Genomic DNA, 21,144 nt, shown 5'->3' on the forward strand with positions numbered 1-21,144 from the left:
GGACACATATGAGAGGCGCTACACCGTGAACAGCTTGTTTTTCTGGATCATCATTCTGTCGTTCGTAATACCGATGGCGATGCGGATGTACCGGAAATCCGTGAACAAACGGAACCAGGAGCAGAGCTTTTCCGGGCGCTACCCCGAGCAGTTTCCAGGCGGCGGGCAGTACCCCGGCAGCGATCAGTACCCGGAGCCGCAGAACAAACAGCCCCGTGACGGCTACACGCAGCAGGACTACATGAGTGGCGGCTTCCGGCAGATCATGAGCCCGCAGCCCCTGCCGCCGAGCCAGCCGTTGCCGCCCATGCAGCCGATTCCTTCTGCGGATCAGCAGTTCCCGCCGTACGGTCAGCCGCAACCCAACGGCCAGCCGGTGCCGGAGCAGCGCGCGGAAGCACCGCAGCAGCCTGCCGCCCCCGGCATTCCCCTGCCGCCGTCGGGCCCGCAGGGATACCGTGCCCGGAAGCTGGCCGAACTCGACCAGCAGTACAGCAACGGCGAGCTGGCCATGGAGGACTACATGAAGCGCCGCTCCGAAATCATGAACGGCTGATCCCTTAGTCAGCGCGAACGAACACTTGTGGCCCTGATTCCAGGGCCTCAAGTGTCCTCTCGCGCATAAGGGCGGTGCTTGCGCTTAGACGAGGAAGGTGTTCCGGAGCTGGACGCCGAGCTGGCCGATCTCGGTCAGGAAGCCGTCGTGGCCGATCGGGGCCTCAATAACGTGCACGTCCACGTCGCCCGGGAGCGCGTCAGCCAGCTCGCGGGACTGGGACGGGAAGTACAGCCGGTCGCTGTCCACGGCAGCCACGAAGAACCTGGCGGTGGCCCGGCCCAAGGCCTCGTTCAGTGAACCCCGCCCACGGCAGACGTCGTGGCTCATCAGGGCGTCGGTGATGGCGATGTAGCTGTTGGCATCAAAGCGCCGCACCAGCTTTTTGCCCTGGTGGTCCAGGTAGCTTTCCACCTGGTAGCGGCCCCGCTCCCCCAGCGCTGCCGCCTGAAACGGCGATTCCGGGTGCTGGGCCGATCGTCCGAAGCGGCCATGGAATTCCTCGGCGGAGCGGTAGGTGATGTGCGCAATGCGCCGCGCCAGGGCCAGTCCGTCCTCCGGCAGCGGACCGCCGTAGTAGTCGCCGTCGTTAAAATTGCTGTCCTGGCGGATGGCGAGCGTCTGCGCCTGGGCGAACGCGATCTGTTCGGCCGTGCTGGCGGCACCGATCGAGATAACGGCGCACCGCTGGACCCGTTCCGGGTAGGTGACCGCCCATTCCAGGGCCCGCGCGCCACCCATGGAGCCGCCCAGCACGGCGTACCAGCTCGGGATGCCCAGCTGGTCAGCCAGCCTGGCCTCAGCCGCCGTCGTGTCCCGCAGCGTTACCAAAGGGAATCGCGACCCCCAAGGCTTGCCGTCCGGGGCAACCGAGGATGGCCCAGTGGAGCCGTAACAGCCACCCACAATGTTGATGGAGACCACAAAGAACCGGTCCGTGTCCACCGGCGCACCGGGCCCGGCCAGCTGTTCCCACCAGCCGGGCTCGTCACTGTCGCCGCGGGTCACGTGCGTGCTTCCGGTCAGGGCGTGCTCAATCAGGACGGCGTTGGAGCCGTCCGCGTTGAGGGTTCCCCACGTTTCATAGCCGAGGGTGACTTCCGGGAGGTAACCGCCCGCTTCGAGCTCAAGTCCGCCGATGCTGGCGTAACGGACCACCCCGTTTCCGGGTGCTGCCGTACGGGAAATCGTAATCGTCATGGAAGGACCTTTTCTATGCGCTTGCCCACCCTCAATTGACCGGCAGGCCAGGTCCTCACCCGGGGCACCCCACCGCAAAAGAGGGTTGCCGGCCAGCAAGCCGGGGCTGTCGCTGGCACTCATGACCTGCTTCGAGTGTACGAACAGCCCCGGTCTATTGCTAAGCGTGTGACTGGTTGTGACTTTGCGGGAGCCCTACTGCTGCTGGCCTGCCGCGTCTTTGCTGGGGTCCGCCGCGCCCTTGGCCGCCCGGAAGCCGGCCTCAAGGTCGGCGAGGATGTCATCAATGTGTTCGATGCCCACGGACAGGCGGACGAGTCCCGGAGTGACCCCGGCGATGGCCTGCTGCCCGGGCGAAAGCTGGCTGTGCGTGGTTGACGCCGGGTGGATCACCAGTGAACGGACGTCCCCGATGTTGGCCACATGGGAGTGCAGTTCCAGGGCATCCACGAAGCGTTTCCCGGCCTCTGCGCCGCCGGCCAGGTTGAACGCGACCACCGCACCCGTGCCCTTGGGGCCGTATTTGCGGCCACGCTCATACCAGGGGCTGGAGGGCAGCCCCGCATAGGCGACGGATTCGACGTCGTCCCTTGCCTCAAGCCACTGGGCGACGTCGACGGCGTTGGCAACGTGCCGCTGCACCCGCAGGCTCAGCGTTTCCAGCCCCTGGGCGATGAGGAAGGCGTTGAAGGGTGACACGGCCGAGCCGAGGTCGCGCAGCAGCTGGACGCGGGCTTTCAGGATGTAGGAAAGGTTGGCGCCAAGGGCTCCGGCTGCCCCGAGGTCACGGGCATAGACCAGCCCGTTGTAGGTGGGGTCCGGGGTGTTGAAGCCCGGGAACCGTTCCGGGTCCGCGCCGAAGTCGAAGTTGCCGGAGTCCACAATCACACCGGCAATGGCAGAGCCGTGGCCGCCGAGGTATTTGGTGGCGGAGTGGACCACAATGTCCGCGCCCCATTCGAGCGGGCGGATGAGGTAGGGCGTGGAGAGCGTGTTGTCCACAACGAGGGGCACGCCGGCGTCGTGGGCGGTCCGGGACACACCCTCGATGTCCAGCACGTCCTGGCGGGGGTTGGAGACCACTTCGGCGAAGAAGAGCTTGGTATTGGGCTGGACGGCATCGCGCCAATGGTCCAGGTTGTCCGGGTCAGCCACAAACGTGACGGAGATGCCGAACTTCCTGAGGGTGTGCGCCAGGAGATTATAGGTCCCGCCGTACAGGCTGGGGCTGGCCACGACGTGGTCACCGGCCTCGGCAATGTTCAGGATGGCAAAGGTTTCAGCGGCCTGTCCCGAGCTCAGCAGCAGACCAGCGAGCCCGCCCTCAAGGCTGGCAATCCGCTGTTCCACAGCATCCTGCGTGGGGTTGCCGATGCGGGTGTAGATCGGCGCGAGCTCCGCGAGGGCAAACCGGTTGGCGGCGCTTTCGGCACTCGGGAAGACGAACGACGTCGTCTGGTAAATCGGGAGCGCCCGCGCGCCGGTGGCGCTGTCCGGTTCCTGGCCAGCGTGGATCTGGCGGGTTTCGAAAGACCATCCGTTCGACATTCAATGCTCCTTGACGTGGCGTGGCACTGCTCGGTTGCGTTCAGTGTAGGAAGACTTTCCCTGACGGGAACAGGATTGTGACGAACGTGGTCAGCCGGCCGCTCTTCTCCTGCTTTCCGGCGGAATGTCCACTCGTGACGCAACAGATTCCGGTAAGGCTACCCTTAGCTGAGAGCCGGATCACAAAGTGCCAAGATGATGGCATGCGCATGGATCACGTCTCTTACGCCTGTGAACAAGATGGCCTCGTTGCCACCACCGAACGTATTTCGTCCGCCCTCGGCGTTGAAGCCGTGAAGGGCGGCGTGCACCCCCGGTTTGGAACCCGGAACATGATTATTCCCCTCGCCGGCCACAAGTACCTGGAAGTCGTGGAGGTCCTGAACCACCCGGCATCGGACAAGGCTCCCTTCGGCCAGGCTGTCCGGGCCCGGTCCGAAGCCGGCGGCGGCTGGATGGGCTGGTGCGTCGAAGTGGACGACCTCGCTCCGTTCGAAGACCGCCTGGGCCGTGCTGCCGTCAACGGCAACCGCAAGTTCCCGGACGGCCGCGAGCTGGTCTGGAAGCAGATCGGCATCCTGGGCCTGATCGCGGACCCACAGGTCCCGTACATGCTCAAGTGGGAGGGCGACCCCGCCCTGCACCCGTCCAACGCCTATGAGAGCAACGTCAAGATGAGCTGCCTGACCATCGCCGGTTCCGCCGCCCGCGTGACGGAATGGCTGGGTGAACCCGTCGAGAAGCCGCTGGAGGATGTGGCCGTTGACTGGGTGGCTCCGCACGGAACCCCGGGCATCCTGTCGGTGACCTTCGAAACCGCCACGGGCGCAGTCACCATCTGATTGCACGTTCAACAGCTTCGGCCGCCATCAGCGGGTGCCAATGATGCCACCCACCGATGGCGGCCGAATCCCTTTAAGCCGGACCTGGGTAAGTACACCCGTGCCGCACGGGCACGGCGGCTGTCCTAGCCCAGGCCCACCGCCCGGCCAAAGAGGCTGAAGCCAACGAACGCCACGATGTCCAGCAGCGCATGCGCGATGACCAGCGGCATCACCCGCTTGGTCCTGGTGTAAAGCCAGGCGAACACCACACCCATCACCGCGTTGCCGATGAACGGTCCAAACCCCTGGTACAGGTGGTAGCTGCCGCGGAGCATCGAGCTGGCGAAGATGGCAAGCGGCATGCTCCAGCCGAACTTGCCGAAGCGGTCCAGGAGATAGCCCACCACGATAACCTCCTCCACCACGGCGTGCCGCAGCGCGGACAGGATCAGGACGGGAACGGTCCACCAGTACGAGTCGAGTGCGCTGGGGATGATGGCCGTGGTGATCCCCAGGGCACGTCCCGCGGCGTAGAGGCCCAGCGACGGGACCCCGATCAGCGCCGCAAGGCCGAGTCCCTGCAGCAGGTCGCGGCCCGGCCTGGCAAAGTTGAAGCCCAGCTTCCGGAACGCCGAACTGCCCTGGCTGCCCACGCCGGCGCCGGACTGCCGCTGGTCCGTAAGGAAGTAGATGACCAGCAGCACGGGCACCAGGGCGAAAATGATGTCCAGCAACTGGTACGTGAGGTCGAAGTACTCGCGCGGGCTCTGTGACCGGTTCAGCGTGGACGTGCCTTCGGCCAGCGGGGCCCGCGTCATCTTGTCCAGCAGCTGCACCACCGAGTAGACGGCGGACTGCCCCAGGGAAAGACCCAGCACAATCCAGACTTCGATCCGCAGCCGACGGCGGGAGGGAACCAACATGGTTCCATCTTGCCTGTAGTTTCTGGTTCTTCGCTGATTAGGCTGAGTCCCAGCTCGCCGGGACTCACCAAAAGTGAAAGAGCGTCCGCCAAAAACCTACCAAAAGTGAGAGAGCGTCCATGCGGCGGCACCTATGCTAGGGGCTTATGAGCGCGCCAGGGAAAATCTTCATGATCCGGCACGGCCAGTCCGCGGCCAATGTCGATACGTCCATCTACAACAGGGTCCCGGACTACCGGATTCCGCTGACTCCCCAAGGCCTGGCGCAGGCCACGGTTGCCGGGGAACGGATCCGCCGCGAGCTGGATGGCCGGCAGGTCTGCGTCTACGTATCCCCGTACCTTCGGGCGCACCAGACCCTGGAGGCACTCAACCTCGGCAATCTCACGGAACGTGTGATCGAAGAACCGCGCCTACGCGAGCAGGACTGGGCCAATTTCCAGATCACCGGCGACATCGAGGACCAGAAGGAACTCCGCAACGCCTACGGCCACTTCTTCTACCGGTTCCGGGAAGGCGAATCCGGCTCGGACGTTTACGACCGGATCTCATCCTTTATGGAGACGCTGTACCGCCACTGGTCGAAGCCGGACTACGCCCCCAACACCTTGCTGGTGACCCACGGGCTCACCATGCGCCTGTTCTGTATGCGCTGGTTCCACTGGTCGGTGGAGTATTTCGAATCACTCAACAACCCGGACAATGCCGCGGTGCGGACCCTTCACCGCACCGACCTGGGCAAGTACGAACTCGATATTCCGTTCAGCCAATGGGTGGACCGCCGGGTGGACGAGACCGTCCTGGACGCGCCGCCGGTGATCTTTTAGGGATTGTTGCCGGTCCCTTAGTGCGGGGCCACGATCACTTCGGTCCCGTTGGCTTCGAATGCGGCCTTGTCCTCGGCGGATATCCCGGAGTCAGTGATCAGGCGGGTGAACGCGTAGCCGTCCATGGTGGCGAAGGCTCTGACACCGACCTTGGAGGAGTCGGCCAGCACATACGAGATCCGGGCCCGGCTGGCCAGCAGGGCATTCACGGACGCTTCGCCCTCCCCCGTGTTGGTGGGACCGACCTCGGGGTCGATGCCGTTCACGCCGATGAAGGCGATGTCCATGACCACTTTCTGCATGATGATGTCGGTGTACGGTCCCACGAGTTCGTACGAGCGGGGGTTCAGGATGCCGCCGGTCACCATGACTTTGATGTTGGGGCGGACAGCCAACTGCGCAGCGATGTTGATGGCGTTGGTGACCACCGTCAGGGTGGACTGGTGGCCGGGAGCGTTGAGGTCCTCGCGTGTGGCCAGGATCTGCGCCAGGGCCGTGCTGGTGGTGCCGCCGCACAGCCCGATCACCGCGCCGGGAAAAATCAGCGCCGAAGCCGCCTGGGCAATCTGTTCCTTGGCTTCGGCGTGGTCGTCACGGTTGTACCGCCCGGGGAGGTCGTAGGCCAGGGCGCCGGTGGTGGCCCCGCCCCGGGTCCGGGTCAGCAGCCGCCGCTTGGCCAGGCTGTCCAGGTCTCGCCGCGCCGTGGCCGGCGAAACCGCGAGCTGGGAGACAATCTCCTCCACCTCCACCTGGCCGGTCTTGGCGAGAATGTCCAGGATGGCCGTCAGGCGGTCAGTGCGGGTCATGGGGGCCTCTCAGCGTCAAACAGTCACCAAAATATGACGTTATCTGATCATAACAGGCACAAATGATCACCTCGCAATCACAAAGTGCGCCCCTGATTAGCGTGCCCGTACACCGGCCCGCCACACAGCGTACGTGAGCGGCATGCCCGGGCGGTAAGCGAGATGCGTTGCCGAGGGGGCGTTGAGCATGTGCAGGTCTGCCCGGTGTCCGACGGCGAGGGAACCCACCGCCCGTTCGCCGTCGGCGTCGTGCCCTGCCTCCCGGTGCAGCGCCAGCGCTCCCCCATACGTTGCGGCGCGCACCGCTTCATGGACGCTCAGGCGCATCTGCAGCACAGCCGTAGCCACGTTGAACGCCATGGAACTGGTGTATGAGGTACCCGGATTGCAATTGGACGCCAGCGCCACCTGCACGCCTGCGTCCAACAGTTCACGCCCCGGGGCCAGCTGCTGCCGGGTGGAGAGATCGCACGCGGGGAGGCAGGTTGCCACGGTGCCGCGGGCACCAGTACCGGTTCCCGGGTTCCAGCCGGACCAGCTTTCGGCCAGCGCCACCACGTCACCGGCCGACAGGTAGTTCACGTGGTCCACGCTGGCTGCGCCGAGTTCCACCGCCAGCTGCACGCCGGGACCCTCGCCGAGCTGGTTGCCATGGACGCGGATCCCCAGTCCGGCGGCCCGGCACGCCTCCAGCACACGGCGGGACTGCTCTGCCGTGAAGGCGCCTTCCTCGCAGAACACGTCCGCCCACCGGACGTACGGCCGGACGGCGTCAAGCATGGGCCCGCAGACGAGATCGGTGTAGGCCTCCGCATCGGTGCCCGCGGGGACAAGGTGGGCACCCAGGTAGGTGACTTCGTCTACGACAGTGGAGGCGATCCGGGCACTCCGGGCCTCGTGCTCAATATCCAGCCCGTAGCCCGTCTTGGTTTCCAGGTAGGTGGTGCCCTGCGACACGGCCTCCGACACACGCGCCATCGCCAGCCGGGTGAGGTCGAAATCGGACGCGCGCCGGGTGGCGTCCATGGTGACGGCGATGCCCCCGGCCGAATACGACTCCCCTGCCATCCGCGCCTCGAACTCCGCTGTGCGGTCGCCGGCGAAGACCAGGTGTGTGTGCGAATCCACCCAGCCCGGCAATACGGCCCGGCCGCCGGCGTCCACGGCGTCATCGGCCGCCGGCGCATCCGCGGCGGAACCGAGCCAGGCTATCCGTTCGCCCTCGATCACCACTGCGGCATTCTTAACGACGCGGTGTTCCAGGTCCTGGGTCATCAGCTCGGCGATGTTGGTGATCACGGTGCTCATGGGTTCCATTGTTCAGCGCCGGATGGACCAGCGCGTGGCGGCCAGCGCCTCCGCTGTCCGGGATGCCGGATCGTGGGCCTTAGCGGCCGCCCTGTGCCCGGTGCCCTGTCCGGCCAGGATCTGCGCGGCGGCGAGCTCCGCCATGGCCGATGAGGTCTGGAAACCGTAACCGCCCTGACCGGCAAGCCAGTAGAACCCTGGGGCTTCGGCGTCGAAACCGGCTACCGGGACGCCGTCGGCTGCCTCGGTCCGGAGCCCCGTCCACGCGCTCCGTACTCCGCGGATTCCCAACGTGGTCAGCTGGTTGAGCCTCACGATCAGCCGCTCGACGTCGCCGGGCCGCGGCCGGGCGTCCTCCGGTCCGCTGGGGACCGTTTCCGACGGCGAGATCAGGACGGCAGATCCCTCGCGGCGGAAGTAGAACGTATTGTCCGCTGCCGCCACCATGGGACTGCCCTCAGGAAGTGGATGTTCGACGTCGACAATCGCCGCCGTGCGCCGGTAGGGCTGCAGTCCAAGCTTCTCCACACCGCTGATAACGGCGAGTTCGTCGGCCCAGGCGCCGGCGGCGTTGACCATAACCCCGGTCTGGAAGGCTTCCTGCCCGGCACCGATTTCCCACCCGGAGCCCAGCCGCTGGGCGGAGTGCACCCGGGCGCCGGTGATGATGTCGGTGCCGGCGGCTTCCGCCCGCTCCCGGTGGTCGGCCAGCAGCAGCGGGGCGTCGCAGCCGAAGGATCCGGTGTCCAGGCCTGCGGCGGAGAAAGCTCCGGGGACCAGCGCAGGGCACAGTTCCAGTGCCCGTTCATGCGTGATGGCATTCATGTGGCCGCTGCCCTCGGCGCGGACCGATTCCTCGGTGCCGATGAGCATAAAGCTCCGCGGCGTCAGGACGGGTTCGGGCAGTTGCGCGTCCCGGGCCGCGATCAGTTCCAGGGTCCGGACCGTGAGCTCCCGGACCACGTCCGGGCCGTAACTGGGAATGAGCTGGCGGGCGGAACGGGAGGACGTGTGGTACCCCAGCTCCTGCTCCGCCTCGACCAGCGCCACGCTGCAGCTGCCCGCGAGCGCGGACGCCAGGGACAGGCCGGCGATGCCGCCACCCACAATCAGGACGTCGTAGTGTGCTGCCATGGCTCCATCCTCGCAGAGTTGCCCTGCGTCCGCGCCGGGTCTGGCCCGCCGCGTCAGCACGCGGGCTCGCCGGGCTGGGTTAACCCGGCTGGGTTAGCCTGCTACCGCCGCACGGCTGGCGACGAACGCACGCACGCACGCTTCGACGTCGTCCGCTGAGTGCGATGCTGAAAGCTGCACGCGGATCCGGGCGGCGCCGCGCGGGACCACTGGGAAGCTGAAGGCGGTGACAAAGACGCCGTGCTGGAGCATCTGGTCCGCCACCTTGGCGGCCATTACGGCGTCCCCGAACATCACGGGGACAATCGCGTGTTCGCCGTCGAGGAGTTCAAAACCTTCTTCGGTCATCCGGCGGCGGAACAGCCGGGCGTTCTCGAAGAGCCGGGTCCGCAGGTCACCGGAATTCTCCACCAGGTCAAGCGCCTTGATGGTGGCGGCGACGATCGCAGGGGCCAGGGAATTGGAGAACAGGTACGGGCGCGCTTTCTGGCGGAGCATGGCCACCACTTCACTGCGGCCGGACACATAGCCGCCGGACGCGCCGCCCAGGGCCTTGCCAAACGTTCCGGTGTAGATGTCCACGCGCTGGGACACGCCTGCGTGCTCGGGGGTTCCGGCACCGGTGGCACCCATAAAGCCGACGGCGTGGGAATCGTCCACCATCACCAGGGCGTCGTGCTTCTCGGCGAGGTCGCAGATGGCCTCCAGCGGTGCCAGGTAGCCGTCCATGGAGAACACGCCGTCGGTGACGATGATCTTGCGCCGCGCATCCTTCGCCTCAATTAGCTTGGCCTCGAGGTCCGCCATGTCCTGGTTGGCGTAGCGGAACCGCTGGGCCTTGCAGAGCCGGATGCCGTCGATGATGGAGGCATGGTTGAGGGCATCGGAGATGATGGCGTCCTCGGGGCCGAAGAGGGATTCGAAGACACCGCCGTTGGCATCGAAGCAGCTGGAGAACAGGATGGTGTCCTCGGTCCCGAGGAACCTGGAGACCCTGGCTTCGAGTTCCAGGTGAAGATCCTGGGTGCCGCAGATGAAGCGGACGCTGGCCATGCCGAAGCCTCGTGAGTCCATGGCCTCTTTGGCCGCGGCGATGATGTCCGGGTGGTCCGCGAGGCCCAGGTAGTTGTTGGCGCAGAAGTTCAGGACGGTGGCGCCGGGCTGGCCGATCTGCCCTGCCGTGATGTGGCTGGACTGCGGGGAGTTGATGCTGCGTTCGGTTTTGAAGAGCCCGGCAGTGCGGATGTCGTCCAGCTCAGTCTGCAGCTGGTCCTTGATGGAGGTGTACATGGTGCTCCTTAGAGTTCGGTCCAGTCGAGGACAACTTTTCCGCCGACGCCGGCGCGGGCGGTAGCGAAGCCCTTTTCCCATTCTGCGGCGGGCAGCTTGTCCGTCACCACCGCTGAGATGCCGGCGTGCAGCACGGGGTTGGAGGAGAGCATGGCGCTCATGGCGTACCAGGTCTCATACATTTCCCGGCCGTAGATGCCCTTCAGGGTCAGCATGTGCGTGACCACTTTGCCCCAGTCGATGGTGATGTCCTGGCTGGGCAGGCCGAGCATGGCAATGCGGCCGCCGTGGTTCATGTTGTTGATCATCTCAGGCAGGGCGGTGGGGTGGCCGGACATTTCCATCCCGATGTCGAAGCCCTCCCGCATGCCGAGTTCACGCTGGGCGTCCTTGACCCGCGTGGTGGAGACGTCGATGGCCAAGTCGACGCCCAGCTGGCGTGCCAGGTCGAGCCGGGGCTTGGAGACATCGGTGATGGCGATCTTGCGCGCACCGGCGTGGCGGGCCACCGCGATGGCCATCAGCCCGATGGGGCCTGCCCCGGTGATCAGCACGTCCTCGCCCACCAGCGGGAAGCTGAGGGCGGTGTGCACGGCGTTGCCGAACGGATCGAAAATCGCGCCGAGTTCCGGGGTGATGGAGGGGTCGTGGTGGACCCAGACGTTGGTCTCAGGGATGACCACGTACTCGGCGAAGGCGCCGTCCCGCTGGACGCCGACGCTGACGGTGTGGATGCACATCTGGCGGCGGCCCGCGCGGCAGTTCCGGCAGATCCCGCAGACCACGTGGCCCTCGCCGGATACCCGGTCCCCCACTTTGACGTCGCGGACGCCGTGGCCGATTTCCACTACTTCACCGTAGAACTCATGGCCGGCGATGAGCGGCGCCTGGATCATGCCCTGCGCCCACGCATCCCAGGACTGGATGTGCAGGTCGGTGCCGCAGATCCCGGTGGTCATGACCCGGATCTTGACGTCGTTGGGGCCGGCCTCGGGCTCGGGCCGGTCAACCAGCTCGAACCCGGCGTGTGCACCGGACTTGTAGAGTGCCTTCATTGGCTTCCTGACTGTTGGCAGTAACCCGCGGCCTGCGGGTGTGGTCTCCCTTCATTAGAGCCACTTCGAAGCATTAGCACAAGCAGAATTCTCTCAATCGACGATGAAGCATTCGCTTATGCATAGACTGGATGGATGGAAATTCATCAGCTGGAAATCCTCCGCGAACTGGGGGCCCTGGGCAGCGTGAAGGCGGTGGCGGAGACGCTGATGGTCACGCCGTCCGCAGTGTCCCAGCAGCTGGCGCTGCTGCAGCGCAACGTTGACGTTCCGCTGACCAGGAAAGAGGGCCGCAACCTGGTGCTGACCGAGGCCGGCCAGGTGCTCGCCGACGCAGGTGCCGCCGTCGTCAGTGCCATGGCGGATGCCCGGACGGCGATCGGCGCCTATCACGGCTCGCCCGTTGGCCCCGTGACCATCAGCGGTTTCCACAGCGCGGGCCAGGCGCTGTTCGCGCCGCTCGCGCGGATGCTGGACGCGCCCGACCAGCCGCGGATCCAGCTTTCCGACGAGGACGTGGCGCAGCAGGACTTCCCGGCCCTGACGGCGCGGTACGACCTGGTGCTGGCGCACCGGATGGACCACAGCCCGCGCTGGCCGGAGGAGCGTGTGGCGGTCATTCCGCTGGCGCACGAACCGCTGGATGTTGCCTTGCCGGCCGGACATCCCCTGGCGGACCAGGACACCGTCACCGCGGCCGACGTCGTGGGCGAACCGTGGGTGACCAGCCACACCGGATACTCCCCCGCCGACGTCTTGTCCGCCGTTGCGGCCGTCTCCAGCAAGGAACTGAACATCGTCCACCGGATCAACGACTACTCCACCGTGGCCGCGCTGGTGGCGGCGGGCGGTGTGGTGGGCCTGCTGCCGCGGCATACGGCGCGGCCCGTGCTCAACCCGGGCATTGTGCTGCGGCCGCTGGAGGGCATCAGCACCCGGCGGCGGATCGACATCCTGGCCCGGCCGGAGAACCTGAAGCGCCGCTCTGTGATGATTGTGTGCGAGGCGCTGCAGGCGATCATGACCGGGCTGGTGGAACAGGGCTAACCCAACTGAGTAGCACTAACTGTCGTTTTCAGGGCTCATAACGACAGTTGGCGCTACTTACTTGGGGGCAAGCCGCTTGGCGTGGCCGAGGCCCTTGCCCAACCCGTGACCGCGCCCCTTGCCCAGGCCTTTTCCGTGGCCCGGACCCGTGCCTTCGACGATCTGCCGGGCGGTGGCATTGTCACCGTTCTTCACGCCGGAGACCCTGACGGCCTCACCCGTGGCGATTTCCGCGATGGTGACCTCTGACCGCTTCAGCCGTTTGCCGTCGTCGCCCGTTGCCGGCGAACCGTCCGCGGCCGGGGCAGGGAACTTGATGATCCTGGTCTCCGCGTTGACGCCGTAGGTCTGGGTGAAACCGTCCTCGCTCTTGACGGTGAGCGACGTTTCGCTGACGGCCTCCACGGTGCCCTGCTGGGTCAGCAAGGTTTCGAATGTCCCGTCGGCCTTCTTCACCACACTTTCACTGTGCAGGTGCTGCGGGCGCTGGGCCTTGGCCGGCTTCTCCTGGCCCTTAGCCTTGTCCGATTTCCCCGGCGCAGAGGCCGACGGCGACGGCGACGGCGCGTCTGTGGCGGACCAGGCGATGGCCACACCCGTGCCGGTCAGGGCCAGAGCAATGACGCCGGCCAGCAAAGCCTTGCGGAAACTCAACGGTTCTTGGACCGACATGGCCATTCCTCCCACGGCACCGGCAGGGCTCCGGCGCCCTGGAACTTTAGTCTAGAACCGGCAGGCCCCGCTGAACACGCGTACTTTGCGGGCGGGAAGTGAGTACTTAAAGCCAAACTGGGTCGCAGTAGACGTCGTCATGAGCGCTCATAACGACGTTAACTGCGACCCAGTTGGGTTAAAACAGGTGGCTTAGCACCTGGCGTCGCCTACGGCTCAGCCCTCACTCCAAGCTTCGCGAGGATCAGCTCCTTGACGCGGCCGGCGTCGGCCTGCCCGCGGGTGGCCTTCATAACGCCGCCGACGATCGCGCCGATCGCCTGGAGTTTGCCGGCGCGGATCTTGTCCGCGACGTCGGGCTGCGCGGCGAGCGCGGCGTCGATGGCTTCCAGGAGGGGTCCGTCGTCGGAAACGACGGCGAGGCCGCGCTTCTCCACGATCTCCGCCGGGGTGCCTTCACCGGCGAGCACGCCGTCCAGGACCGCGGTGGCCATCTTGTTGTTGATCTTGCCGTCCTCGACCATCCGGTTCAGCTCCACGATGGTGGCGGGCTGGACGCCCAGCTGGCCGGGATCGACGTCGGCGTTCTTGGCACGGCCAACGATCTCGCCCATCCACCACTTACGGGCGACAGAGGCGGAAGCTCCTGCGGCGATGGTTTCCTCGATCTCATCCATAACGCCGGCGTTGACGACGTCGCGGAATTCCAGGTCCGAGTAGCCCCAGTCTGCTTGCAGGCGCTTGCGGCGGGCCGCCGGCGGCTCGGGCAGTGTGGCGCGGAGTTCCTCCACCCATTCGCGGGACGCAACGATCGGAACCAGGTCGGGCTCCGGGAAGTAGCGGTAGTCATCGGCGTCCGACTTGGGCCGGCCCGAGGTGGTGGTGCGCGTGTCCTCGTGCCAGTGGCGGGTTTCCTGGATGATCGGGTTGCCGGCATCCAGGACGGCTGCGTGCCGCTGGATCTCGTAGCGGACGGCGTGTTCGACGGCGCGCAGCGAGTTGACGTTCTTCGTTTCGGAGCGGATGCCGAAGCGTTCGCGGCCGTGCGGGCGCAGCGAAACGTTCGCGTCGCAGCGCACGTTGCCGCGTTCCATCTTCGCGTCTGACACACCGAGGTTCTTGACGATCTCCCGGACGGCGGCCACGTAGGCCTTGGCCAGCTCGGGGGCGCGGGAACCCGCACCCTCGATGGGCTTGGTGACGATCTCCACGAGCGGTACGCCGGAGCGGTTGTAGTCCACCAGCGAGAAGTCGGCACCCTGGATGCGGCCGGCGGCCCCGCCCATGTGCGTCAGCTTTCCGGCGTCCTCTTCCATGTGGGCGCGCTCGATCTCCACGCGGAAGATGGTCCCGTCCGACAGTTCGATGTCCAGGTAGCCGTCGTACGCGATGGGGTCCTCGTACTGTGACGTCTGGAAGTTTTTGGGAGTGTCCGGATAGAAGTACTGCTTCCGGGCGAACGTGCAGGATTCAGCGATCTTGCAGTTCAGGGCAAGGCCGATCTTGATCGAGGACTCGATCGCGACCCTGTTCACGACCGGCAGCACGCCGGGCATGCCCAGGTCCACCTCGTTGACGTTGGTGTTCGGCTCGTCGCCGAAGACGTTGGGCGCGGAGGAGAACATCTTGGACTTGGTGTTGAGTTCCACGTGGACCTCAAAACCCAGGACGGGATCGTATTTCTCCATGGCCTCTTCGAAGCTCAGGGTTGCGTCCGTGCTCATTATTTTGCCTCCTTGGCGTCAACAAGGGTTTCAACCAACGGCGGCGCCTGGTCGAGGAGCGGGCCGCCCCATTGTGCCTCCAGGAGGGATTCCAGGACAGCACCCACCCGGTAGAGCCGGGCGTCCTCGCGGGCCGGAGCCAGCAGCTGGATGCCGACGGGAAGGCCGTCCTCGTCAGCCAGGCCGCCGGGCAGTGTCAGTCCGGGCACGCCGGCCAGGTTGGCGGGGATGGTGGCGACGTCGTTGAGGTACATCGCCAGCGGATCATTCAGTTTCTCCCCGAGCTTGAACGCCGTGGTGGGCGCCGTGGGAGAGATCAGGACGTCGGCCTGCGCGAACGCGGCCTCGAAGTCGCGCTGGACCAGGGTGCGGACCTTCTGGGCCGAACCGTAGTACGCGTCGTAGTAGCCGGCGCTCAGGGCATAGGTGCCCAGGATGATGCGGCGCTTGACCTCGGCGCCGAAGCCGGCGGCGCGGGTGGCCCCCATCACGCGTTCGATGGTCATGGGTCCGTCCTCGGGCAGGACGCGCAGGCCATACCGGACGCCGTCGAACTTTGCCAGGTTGGAGGAGGCCTCCGACGGCATGATCAGGTAGTAGGCGCCGAGGGCGTACTGGAAGTTGGGGCAGGAGACCTCGACGATTTCCGCACCGGCCTGCTTGAGCAGTTCCAGGGATTCGTTGAAGCGGTTTTCGACGCCGGCCTGGTAGCCCTCGCCGTGGAGTTCCTTGATGATGCCGATCCGCATGCCTTCGACGTTGCCCACGCGGGCGGCAGCGACGAGGTCTGCCAGGGGGTCGGGCAGGGACGTGGAGTCAAAGGGATCATGCCCGCCGATGACCTGGTGCAGCAGCGCCGAGTCCAGGACGGTGCGGGAAACCGGGCCGATCTGGTCCAGCGACGAAGCCATGGCGATGGCACCGTAGCGGGAAACACCGCCGTAGGTGGGTTTGACTCCCACGGTGCCGGTGACGGCGCCGGGCTGGCGGATGGATCCGCCGGTGTCCGTGCCGAGGGCCAGCGGGGCCTCAAAAGCAGCAACGGCCGCGGCCGAGCCGCCGCCGGAACCGCCGGGGATCCGGTCCAGGTCCCACGGGTTGCGGGTGGGGCCGTAGGCGGAGTGCTCGGTGGAGGACCCCATGGCGAATTCGTCCAGGTTGGTTTTGCCCAGGATGGGCATTTTGGCGGCACGGAGGCGCTTGACCACCGTGGCGTCGTAGGGGCTGTGCCAGCCCTCGAGGATCTTGGAGCCTGCCGTGGTGGGCTGGCCGATGGTGACGATGAGGTCCTTGACGGCGATCGGCACGCCGGCGAGGACGTGGAGTTCCTCGGCCGCGGCACCACCGGCGGCGCGGATGGCGTCCACCTCGGCGGCGACGGCGAGCGCTTCTTCGGTGTTCACGTGCAGGAACGCGTTCACGCCGCGTTCGCCGCCGTCGACAGCTGCGATGCGGTCGAGGTAAGCCTGGGTGACCTCGACGGAGGTGACCTCGCGGGCGGCCAGCTTGGCGGCCAGCTGCGCGGCCGAGAGGCGGATGAGTTCGTTGGTGTCAGTCATGGTTATGCCTCATCCAGGATTGCCGGGACCTTGAAACGGTTCTCATCGGAATCCGGAGCTCCCGAGAGTGCCTGCTCCGCGGTGAAGGTGTGGCCCACAACGTCCTCGCGGAACACGTTGGTCAGCGGGATCGGGTGGGAGGTTGCCGGGACGTCATCACCGGCGGCTTCACTCACGGACTTCACTGAATCAACGATGACGGCGAGTTCGCCGGCCATCCTGTCCAGCTCTTCAGCACTCATCTCGATGTGAGCGAGCTGCGCGAGGTGCGCAACATCGTCACGGTTGATCGCAGCCATGGATCTCCCCTGCAGGTTCGGATTGTTTTCCGAACCAGTCTAGTGGGGAAACGTCAGTGCCCGTCTGACGACCCCCAGCGGGCGTCAGACGGGCACCTCGGTGCCGTGGTCCCGGTCACGGGGACCGGCCACAGGCAGCTACAGACTAACCGATCCCGATGGCTCCCGTCAGCATTCCCACACCCAGCATGACGAGGGAAACCACCGCGGTCCGCCACAGGACCTTTTTGTGGTGGTCGCCGAGGTCCACCTTGGCCAGCGAAACCAGCAGCAGGATGGCCGGAACCAGCGGGCTCTGCAGGTGGAACGGCTGTCCGGTGATGGAGGCACGCGCCATCTCCGCGGCGCTGATTCCGTAGTGTGCGGCGGTCTCGCTGAGCACCGGCAGGACACCGAAGTAGAAGGCGTCGTTGCTCATAAAGAAGGTCATGGGGATGCTGAGCACGCCGGTGATGACTGCCATGAACGGGCCCATGCTGGACGGGATGATCTGGACCAGCCACGCGGACATGGCTTCCACCATTCCGGTGCCGGTCAGGACGCCGGTGAGGACAGCCGCGGCCATCACCATGCTCACCACGGCCACGATGGACGGTGCGTGGGCCACCAGCTGGGCGCCCTGTTCCTTCACGTTGGGGAAGTTCACTACCAGTGCGATGGCGGAGCCGACCATAAAGACAAACGGCAGCGGGACGAGGTCGGCCACGAGCATCACCATCACGGCGACCGTCAGTCCGAAGTTGAACCAGAACAGCTTGGGGCGCAACGTCCTGCGGTTCGGGTCCAGGGCCGTGTCGGCCAGCCCGCCGTCCTTTTCTTCCACCAGGGTTTCGGTGCGTTCCAGGACAGCAACTGAAGGACCTTCCGGAGTGTAGCCGCCGACGGCGGGACTTCCGGTTCCGGGGGAACGTGACCCACTGCGGCCGGTACCGGCGGAGGCAGCGGCGGTGCCGCCGTCGGAAGCGCCGCCGTCGAACTTTTCAGCGGTGTCCGGGACACCCCAGATTTCCGGTGCGGTGGCGCGGAGGCGGTTGCGTTCCTGCAGGCCCAGCAGCCAGGCGAAGCCGAACACGACTACAAGGCCGGCGATGAGGGACGGGATCATCGGGACGAAGACGTCATTGACGTCGAGGTGCAGCGCGGTGGCGGCGCGGGCAGTGGGACCGCCCCACGGCAGGATGTTCATGGTGCCGTTTGCCAGGCCGGCCACGCAGGTGAGGACAACCGGGCTCATCTTCAGGCGCAGGTTGACGGGCAGCATGGCGGCGGTGGTGAGGATGAAGGTAGTGGAGCCGTTGCCGTCCAGGGAGACCGCGGCCGCCAGGATGGCCGTGCCGAGCACCACCTTGGCGGGGTCATTGCCGAGCTTGCGGAGGATGAACTTCACCAGCGGGTCGAACAGCCCCACGTCGATCATCAGGCCGAAGTAGACGATGGCGAACATCAGGAGGGCCGCCGTGGACGTCATGGACTTCATGGACTCCAGGACCATGTCCCCGATGCCCAGTCCGGCACCTGCGAAGAGGCCAAAAACGGTGGGGACGATGATCAGCGCCAGTACTGGCGTCAACTTCTTCGTCATGATCAGCACCATGAATACCGCGATCATTGCGAATCCAAGTAATACCAGCACGGCCGGCTCCTTCGGGTGAACAACGCCACCGCAGTGTGACGCGTGCTACAGACATTAGGGTGGCGGGCGTCACGGCAGTGCCTTTGGCTCAATTGATTGGCATACTGCTTATTCGGAGCATTTTGCGCATTGTGCTCAGTGCCTAAGATGGGGAGAAGAACTTTGATTTCCAGCGCCCCGGCTGCCCCGTACATACCGGCGCGTGCGACGGCGGGCGGAGCCCGGTGCCACGGCTCGCCATGCGCTTCTCCACCCAGACACTGCTCCTGCAGTTGGGTGTCGTGCTGCTCGTGGTGCTGCTCAGCGGCGCCGTCCACGCCTGGCTGGTGTCCGGGCGGATCGGCGACGAGGCCGAGAACCAGGCTTTGACCCTGGCCCGGACCGTGGCCTCGGATCCGCACATCCGCTCCGCCGTCGAGGCCATCAGCAAGGATGAGGGCACGCCGCCGGCTCCCGTATTGGCCGCCGGGCCCGTGCAGGCCGCCGCAGAGGCCGCCCGCCTCGGCACCGGCGCCTTCTTTGTGGCGATCACGGACGAGACGGGCCTCCGCCTGGCCCATCCGGACCTTGCCCGTCTCGGCGAGCACGTGAGCACCGATCCCTCGGTGGCGCTTTCCGGTCAGGAAGAGACCACGCGGAACACCGGGACCCTCGGCCCGTCAGCAGGTGCCAAGGTGCCCATCTACGCCCCCGGGTCCTCCACAACCGTGGTGGGAATTGTCAGTGTTGGCTACTCAATGGAAACGCTGGGCCAAAGTCTGGCGCGCGATATCGTCCCGATCGCCCTCACCGCAGGCGGTTCCCTGTTGGCGGGTGTGCTGGCCTCGTTCCTGCTGCGGCGCAGGCTCCAGCGCCTGACGCTGGGCCTGGAGCCTGAGGAAATCAGCATGCTGGTCCATGACCAGGTTGCCGTTTTGCAGGGCGTGGACGACGGCGTCATCGGTGTTTCGGCCGACGGCAGGATCAGCGTGTTCAACGCAGCGGCGCAGCGCCTTTTGGAGCAGCCGGACCTTTCCGGGACGCCGTGGGCCGACGCTCCGCTGCCCGAGCAGCTCAGGGCGTTGACCCGGCCGGACGCTGCGGAGGCGGACGCCATCGAGCTGGTAGCCGGTGGCAGTGTCCTGGTGGCCAGCGCGCGCAAGGCCCTGCATCGAAGCGAGGACCTTGGCTGGGTGGTGATGCTCCGGGACCGCACCGAACTCCAGCAGCTCACCCGGCAACTCGACGCGGTGGGCACCATGTCCACGGCCCTGCGCGCCCAGCGCCACGAATTCGCCAACCAGCTGCACACCATCGCCGGCCTCATGAGCATCGAGCAGCACCAACAGGCCCGCGAGTACCTGGCCGGGCTGGCCGCCACGGGGCCGCTGAAGTTCCCCGTGGACCAGGCCGAACTGTTGCAGGACCCGTACTTGCAGGCGTTTGTGGGTGCCAAGGGTGTGGAGGCCGACGAGCGCGGCGTGACTCTGCGGATCGGCCCCGAAACCCTTGTCCGCGGCCAGGTCACCGAGCCGCAGGACGTGACCACCGTACTGGGCAACCTGGTCGACAACGCGGTGAACGCCGCCGTCGCTGGCTCCTCCCCGGATCGCTGGGTGGAGCTGGAGGTGCTGGATGAACCGCACGACGACGCCGGGACGCTGCACATCGTCGTCGCCGATTCCGGCGACGGGCTGGCCGCCGGGACGAATGCGGAAGCGGTCTTCGCCGAGGGATTTACGACGGCGGCTGGCCCAGTATTGGCGGCTCCGGCGGCTGCTGGTGGACGGAGTGGCGGGCAGGGGCTGGGCCTGGCCCTGGCCCGGAAGCTGGCCCGGCGCCGCGGCGGAGACGTCCGCTTACTGGAGCCGGGGACACAGGGCGGACCCGGTGCCGTGTTTATGGCTTCCCTGCCACGCACAACGGCCGGGACCACCGCCGGGACACCTGCGGGGACCCAGGATTTAGCTGGAAAGGACAATGATGCCTGAGGATTTCAGGGTGCTGATTGTGGACGACGATTTCCACGTGGCCAAGCTGCACGCAACGTATGTGGATTCGGTGGCGGGATTCCTGGCGCTGGCGCCAGTGGGGTCGGCATCCCTGGCGCTGCAGGCGATCCACAGCCTCCGCCCGGACCTGGTGCTGCTGGATGTCTACCTCCCGGACGCCTCAGGTCTCGACCTGCTGCAGCAGTTGGACGTGGACACCATGATCCTCAGTGCCGCATCGGACGCCGAGTCGCTGCGGAAAGCGTTCCGCCGCGGCGTCCTCGGGTACCTGTTGAAGCCCTTTACCGCCGAGTCGCTCTCGCAGCAGCTACGTTCGTATGCCCGGTACCGCAGGCTGCTGGGCCAGCCCGGGGCCCTGGACCAGGGCTCCGTGGAGCGGGCCAAACGGGCATTGATCCCCGGGGACGTGGGACCAGCGGCCAAATCCCGCTCCGCCACCGAGGCCGCGGTGTTGGAATCGCTGGTCGCCGGCGAGCAGTATTCGGCGGTGGAAGTGGCCGCCCGCGTGGGGGTTTCCCGGGCCACGGCGCAAAGGTACCTGTCCTCGCTGGCCGACGACGGCGCCGTCGGCCTCCAACTGCGCTACGGAACCACCGGACGCCCGTAACACCGCTACAGCCTCCCTGGCCAGTAGTCCCTCGTTACCTTTTTAGTAGCCCCTTAACGAGTAAGAATTGGGGTTGTTGGCCTGTCGGTCTCGGCATGATTAAGTCCCCCAGTCATCAATGATCCGGGGGGTGTTGTCACC

The 21,144-nt window shown here is 66.2% G+C and carries 19 protein-coding genes and 1 riboswitch; of the genes, 6 read left to right on the plus strand and 13 right to left on the minus strand.

The genetic code is table 11. The features are described 5' to 3' along the window. The first annotated feature begins 25 nt into the window (after window positions 1–25). A complete protein-coding gene (locus tag NG701_RS04650; RefSeq protein ID WP_252564940.1) occupies window positions 26–556 on the plus strand; it encodes a hypothetical protein in 531 nt (176 codons plus the stop codon). Between the two features lie 84 nt (window positions 557–640). On the opposite strand, the gene metX is transcribed toward NG701_RS04650, so the two are convergent. Then, the gene (metX, locus tag NG701_RS04655; RefSeq protein ID WP_252564941.1) at window positions 641–1,756 is read right to left on the minus strand and encodes a homoserine O-acetyltransferase MetX; all 1,116 of its coding nucleotides are present in this window, start codon (window positions 1,754–1,756) and stop codon (window positions 641–643) included. 12 nt (window positions 1,757–1,768) lie between these two features. Next, window positions 1,769–1,883, minus strand: a riboswitch (SAM riboswitch). A 68-nt stretch (window positions 1,884–1,951) separates the two neighbouring features. After that, window positions 1,952–3,304 carry a bifunctional o-acetylhomoserine/o-acetylserine sulfhydrylase gene (locus tag NG701_RS04660; RefSeq protein WP_252564943.1) on the minus strand — a complete coding sequence of 451 codons (1,353 nt, stop codon included), beginning with the start codon at window positions 3,302–3,304 and terminating at the stop codon, window positions 1,952–1,954. Window positions 3,305–3,507: 203 nt separating this feature from the next. Here NG701_RS04660 and NG701_RS04665 point away from each other — a divergent pair, with 203 nt between their 5' ends. Then, the gene (locus tag NG701_RS04665) at window positions 3,508–4,146 is read left to right on the plus strand and encodes a VOC family protein (RefSeq protein ID WP_185263043.1); all 639 of its coding nucleotides are present in this window, start codon (window positions 3,508–3,510) and stop codon (window positions 4,144–4,146) included. Between the two features lie 125 nt (window positions 4,147–4,271). Here the strand turns inward: NG701_RS04665 and NG701_RS04670 are convergent, their stop codons facing one another. Continuing rightward, complete coding sequence (locus NG701_RS04670; protein WP_252564945.1) at window positions 4,272–5,051, minus strand: CPBP family intramembrane glutamic endopeptidase; 780 nt, start codon at window positions 5,049–5,051, stop codon at window positions 4,272–4,274. A gap of 170 nt (window positions 5,052–5,221) precedes the next feature. On the opposite strand from NG701_RS04670, the gene NG701_RS04675 reads away from it, so the two are divergent. Beyond that, on the plus strand, window positions 5,222–5,878 hold the full coding sequence (locus NG701_RS04675; protein WP_252564947.1) for a histidine phosphatase family protein: 657 nt from the start codon (window positions 5,222–5,224) through the stop codon (window positions 5,876–5,878). A gap of 17 nt (window positions 5,879–5,895) precedes the next feature. Here the strand turns inward: NG701_RS04675 and NG701_RS04680 are convergent, their stop codons facing one another. The 5 genes from NG701_RS04680 to tdh form a co-directional block, all read right to left on the minus strand. Next, entirely contained in the window at window positions 5,896–6,684 is a 789-nt protein-coding gene (locus NG701_RS04680) for a DeoR/GlpR family DNA-binding transcription regulator (protein ID WP_058929556.1), read from the minus strand. A 96-nt stretch (window positions 6,685–6,780) separates the two neighbouring features. Continuing rightward, window positions 6,781–7,992, minus strand: a complete 1,212-nt coding sequence (gene hutI, locus NG701_RS04685; RefSeq protein ID WP_252564949.1) for an imidazolonepropionase — start codon at window positions 7,990–7,992, stop codon at window positions 6,781–6,783. Window positions 7,993–8,004: 12 nt separating this feature from the next. Next, entirely contained in the window at window positions 8,005–9,126 is a 1,122-nt protein-coding gene (locus NG701_RS04690; RefSeq protein WP_252564951.1) for an NAD(P)/FAD-dependent oxidoreductase, read from the minus strand. Between the two features lie 93 nt (window positions 9,127–9,219). After that, on the minus strand, window positions 9,220–10,416 hold the full coding sequence (locus tag NG701_RS04695) for a glycine C-acetyltransferase (RefSeq protein ID WP_252564952.1): 1,197 nt from the start codon (window positions 10,414–10,416) through the stop codon (window positions 9,220–9,222). Window positions 10,417–10,424: 8 nt separating this feature from the next. After that, window positions 10,425–11,471, minus strand: coding sequence for an L-threonine 3-dehydrogenase (gene tdh, locus NG701_RS04700; RefSeq protein WP_252564954.1), 1,047 nt, complete (start codon window positions 11,469–11,471; stop codon window positions 10,425–10,427). Window positions 11,472–11,606: 135 nt separating this feature from the next. On the opposite strand from tdh, the gene NG701_RS04705 reads away from it, so the two are divergent. Further along, window positions 11,607–12,518 (plus strand): LysR family transcriptional regulator, encoded by a 912-nt coding sequence (locus NG701_RS04705; RefSeq protein WP_252564956.1) that lies wholly within the window; start codon window positions 11,607–11,609, stop codon window positions 12,516–12,518. Between the two features lie 57 nt (window positions 12,519–12,575). On the opposite strand, the gene NG701_RS04710 is transcribed toward NG701_RS04705, so the two are convergent. The 5 genes from NG701_RS04710 to NG701_RS04730 form a co-directional block, all read right to left on the minus strand. Continuing rightward, a complete protein-coding gene (locus tag NG701_RS04710) occupies window positions 12,576–13,190 on the minus strand; it encodes a hypothetical protein (protein ID WP_252564958.1) in 615 nt (204 codons plus the stop codon). 209 nt (window positions 13,191–13,399) lie between these two features. Beyond that, entirely contained in the window at window positions 13,400–14,914 is a 1,515-nt protein-coding gene (gene gatB, locus NG701_RS04715) for an Asp-tRNA(Asn)/Glu-tRNA(Gln) amidotransferase subunit GatB (RefSeq protein WP_252564960.1), read from the minus strand. Then, window positions 14,914–16,473 (minus strand): Asp-tRNA(Asn)/Glu-tRNA(Gln) amidotransferase subunit GatA, encoded by a 1,560-nt coding sequence (gatA, locus tag NG701_RS04720; protein WP_104061071.1) that lies wholly within the window; start codon window positions 16,471–16,473, stop codon window positions 14,914–14,916. Before gatA ends, gatB begins: the two co-directional genes overlap by 1 nt. Before the next feature lie 2 nt (window positions 16,474–16,475). Further along, window positions 16,476–16,772, minus strand: coding sequence for an Asp-tRNA(Asn)/Glu-tRNA(Gln) amidotransferase subunit GatC (gatC, locus tag NG701_RS04725; RefSeq protein ID WP_056348187.1), 297 nt, complete (start codon window positions 16,770–16,772; stop codon window positions 16,476–16,478). Window positions 16,773–16,917: 145 nt separating this feature from the next. After that, window positions 16,918–18,405, minus strand: coding sequence for a CitMHS family transporter (locus tag NG701_RS04730; RefSeq protein WP_252564962.1), 1,488 nt, complete (start codon window positions 18,403–18,405; stop codon window positions 16,918–16,920). 239 nt (window positions 18,406–18,644) lie between these two features. Between NG701_RS04730 and NG701_RS04735 the strand changes: the two genes are divergently transcribed. Next, window positions 18,645–20,375, plus strand: a complete 1,731-nt coding sequence (locus NG701_RS04735; RefSeq protein ID WP_252564982.1) for a sensor histidine kinase — start codon at window positions 18,645–18,647, stop codon at window positions 20,373–20,375. Next, window positions 20,368–21,003: a response regulator gene (locus tag NG701_RS04740; RefSeq protein WP_252564964.1), complete on the plus strand. Its 636-nt coding sequence runs from the start codon at window positions 20,368–20,370 to the stop codon at window positions 21,001–21,003. Before NG701_RS04735 ends, NG701_RS04740 begins: the two co-directional genes overlap by 8 nt. Window positions 21,004–21,144: the final 141 nt, after the last annotated feature.

Origin of the sequence: Pseudarthrobacter cellobiosi, from assembly GCF_023913815.1 — a bacterium.
In the GTDB taxonomy this organism is placed as follows: domain Bacteria; phylum Actinomycetota; class Actinomycetes; order Actinomycetales; family Micrococcaceae; genus Arthrobacter; species Arthrobacter cellobiosi.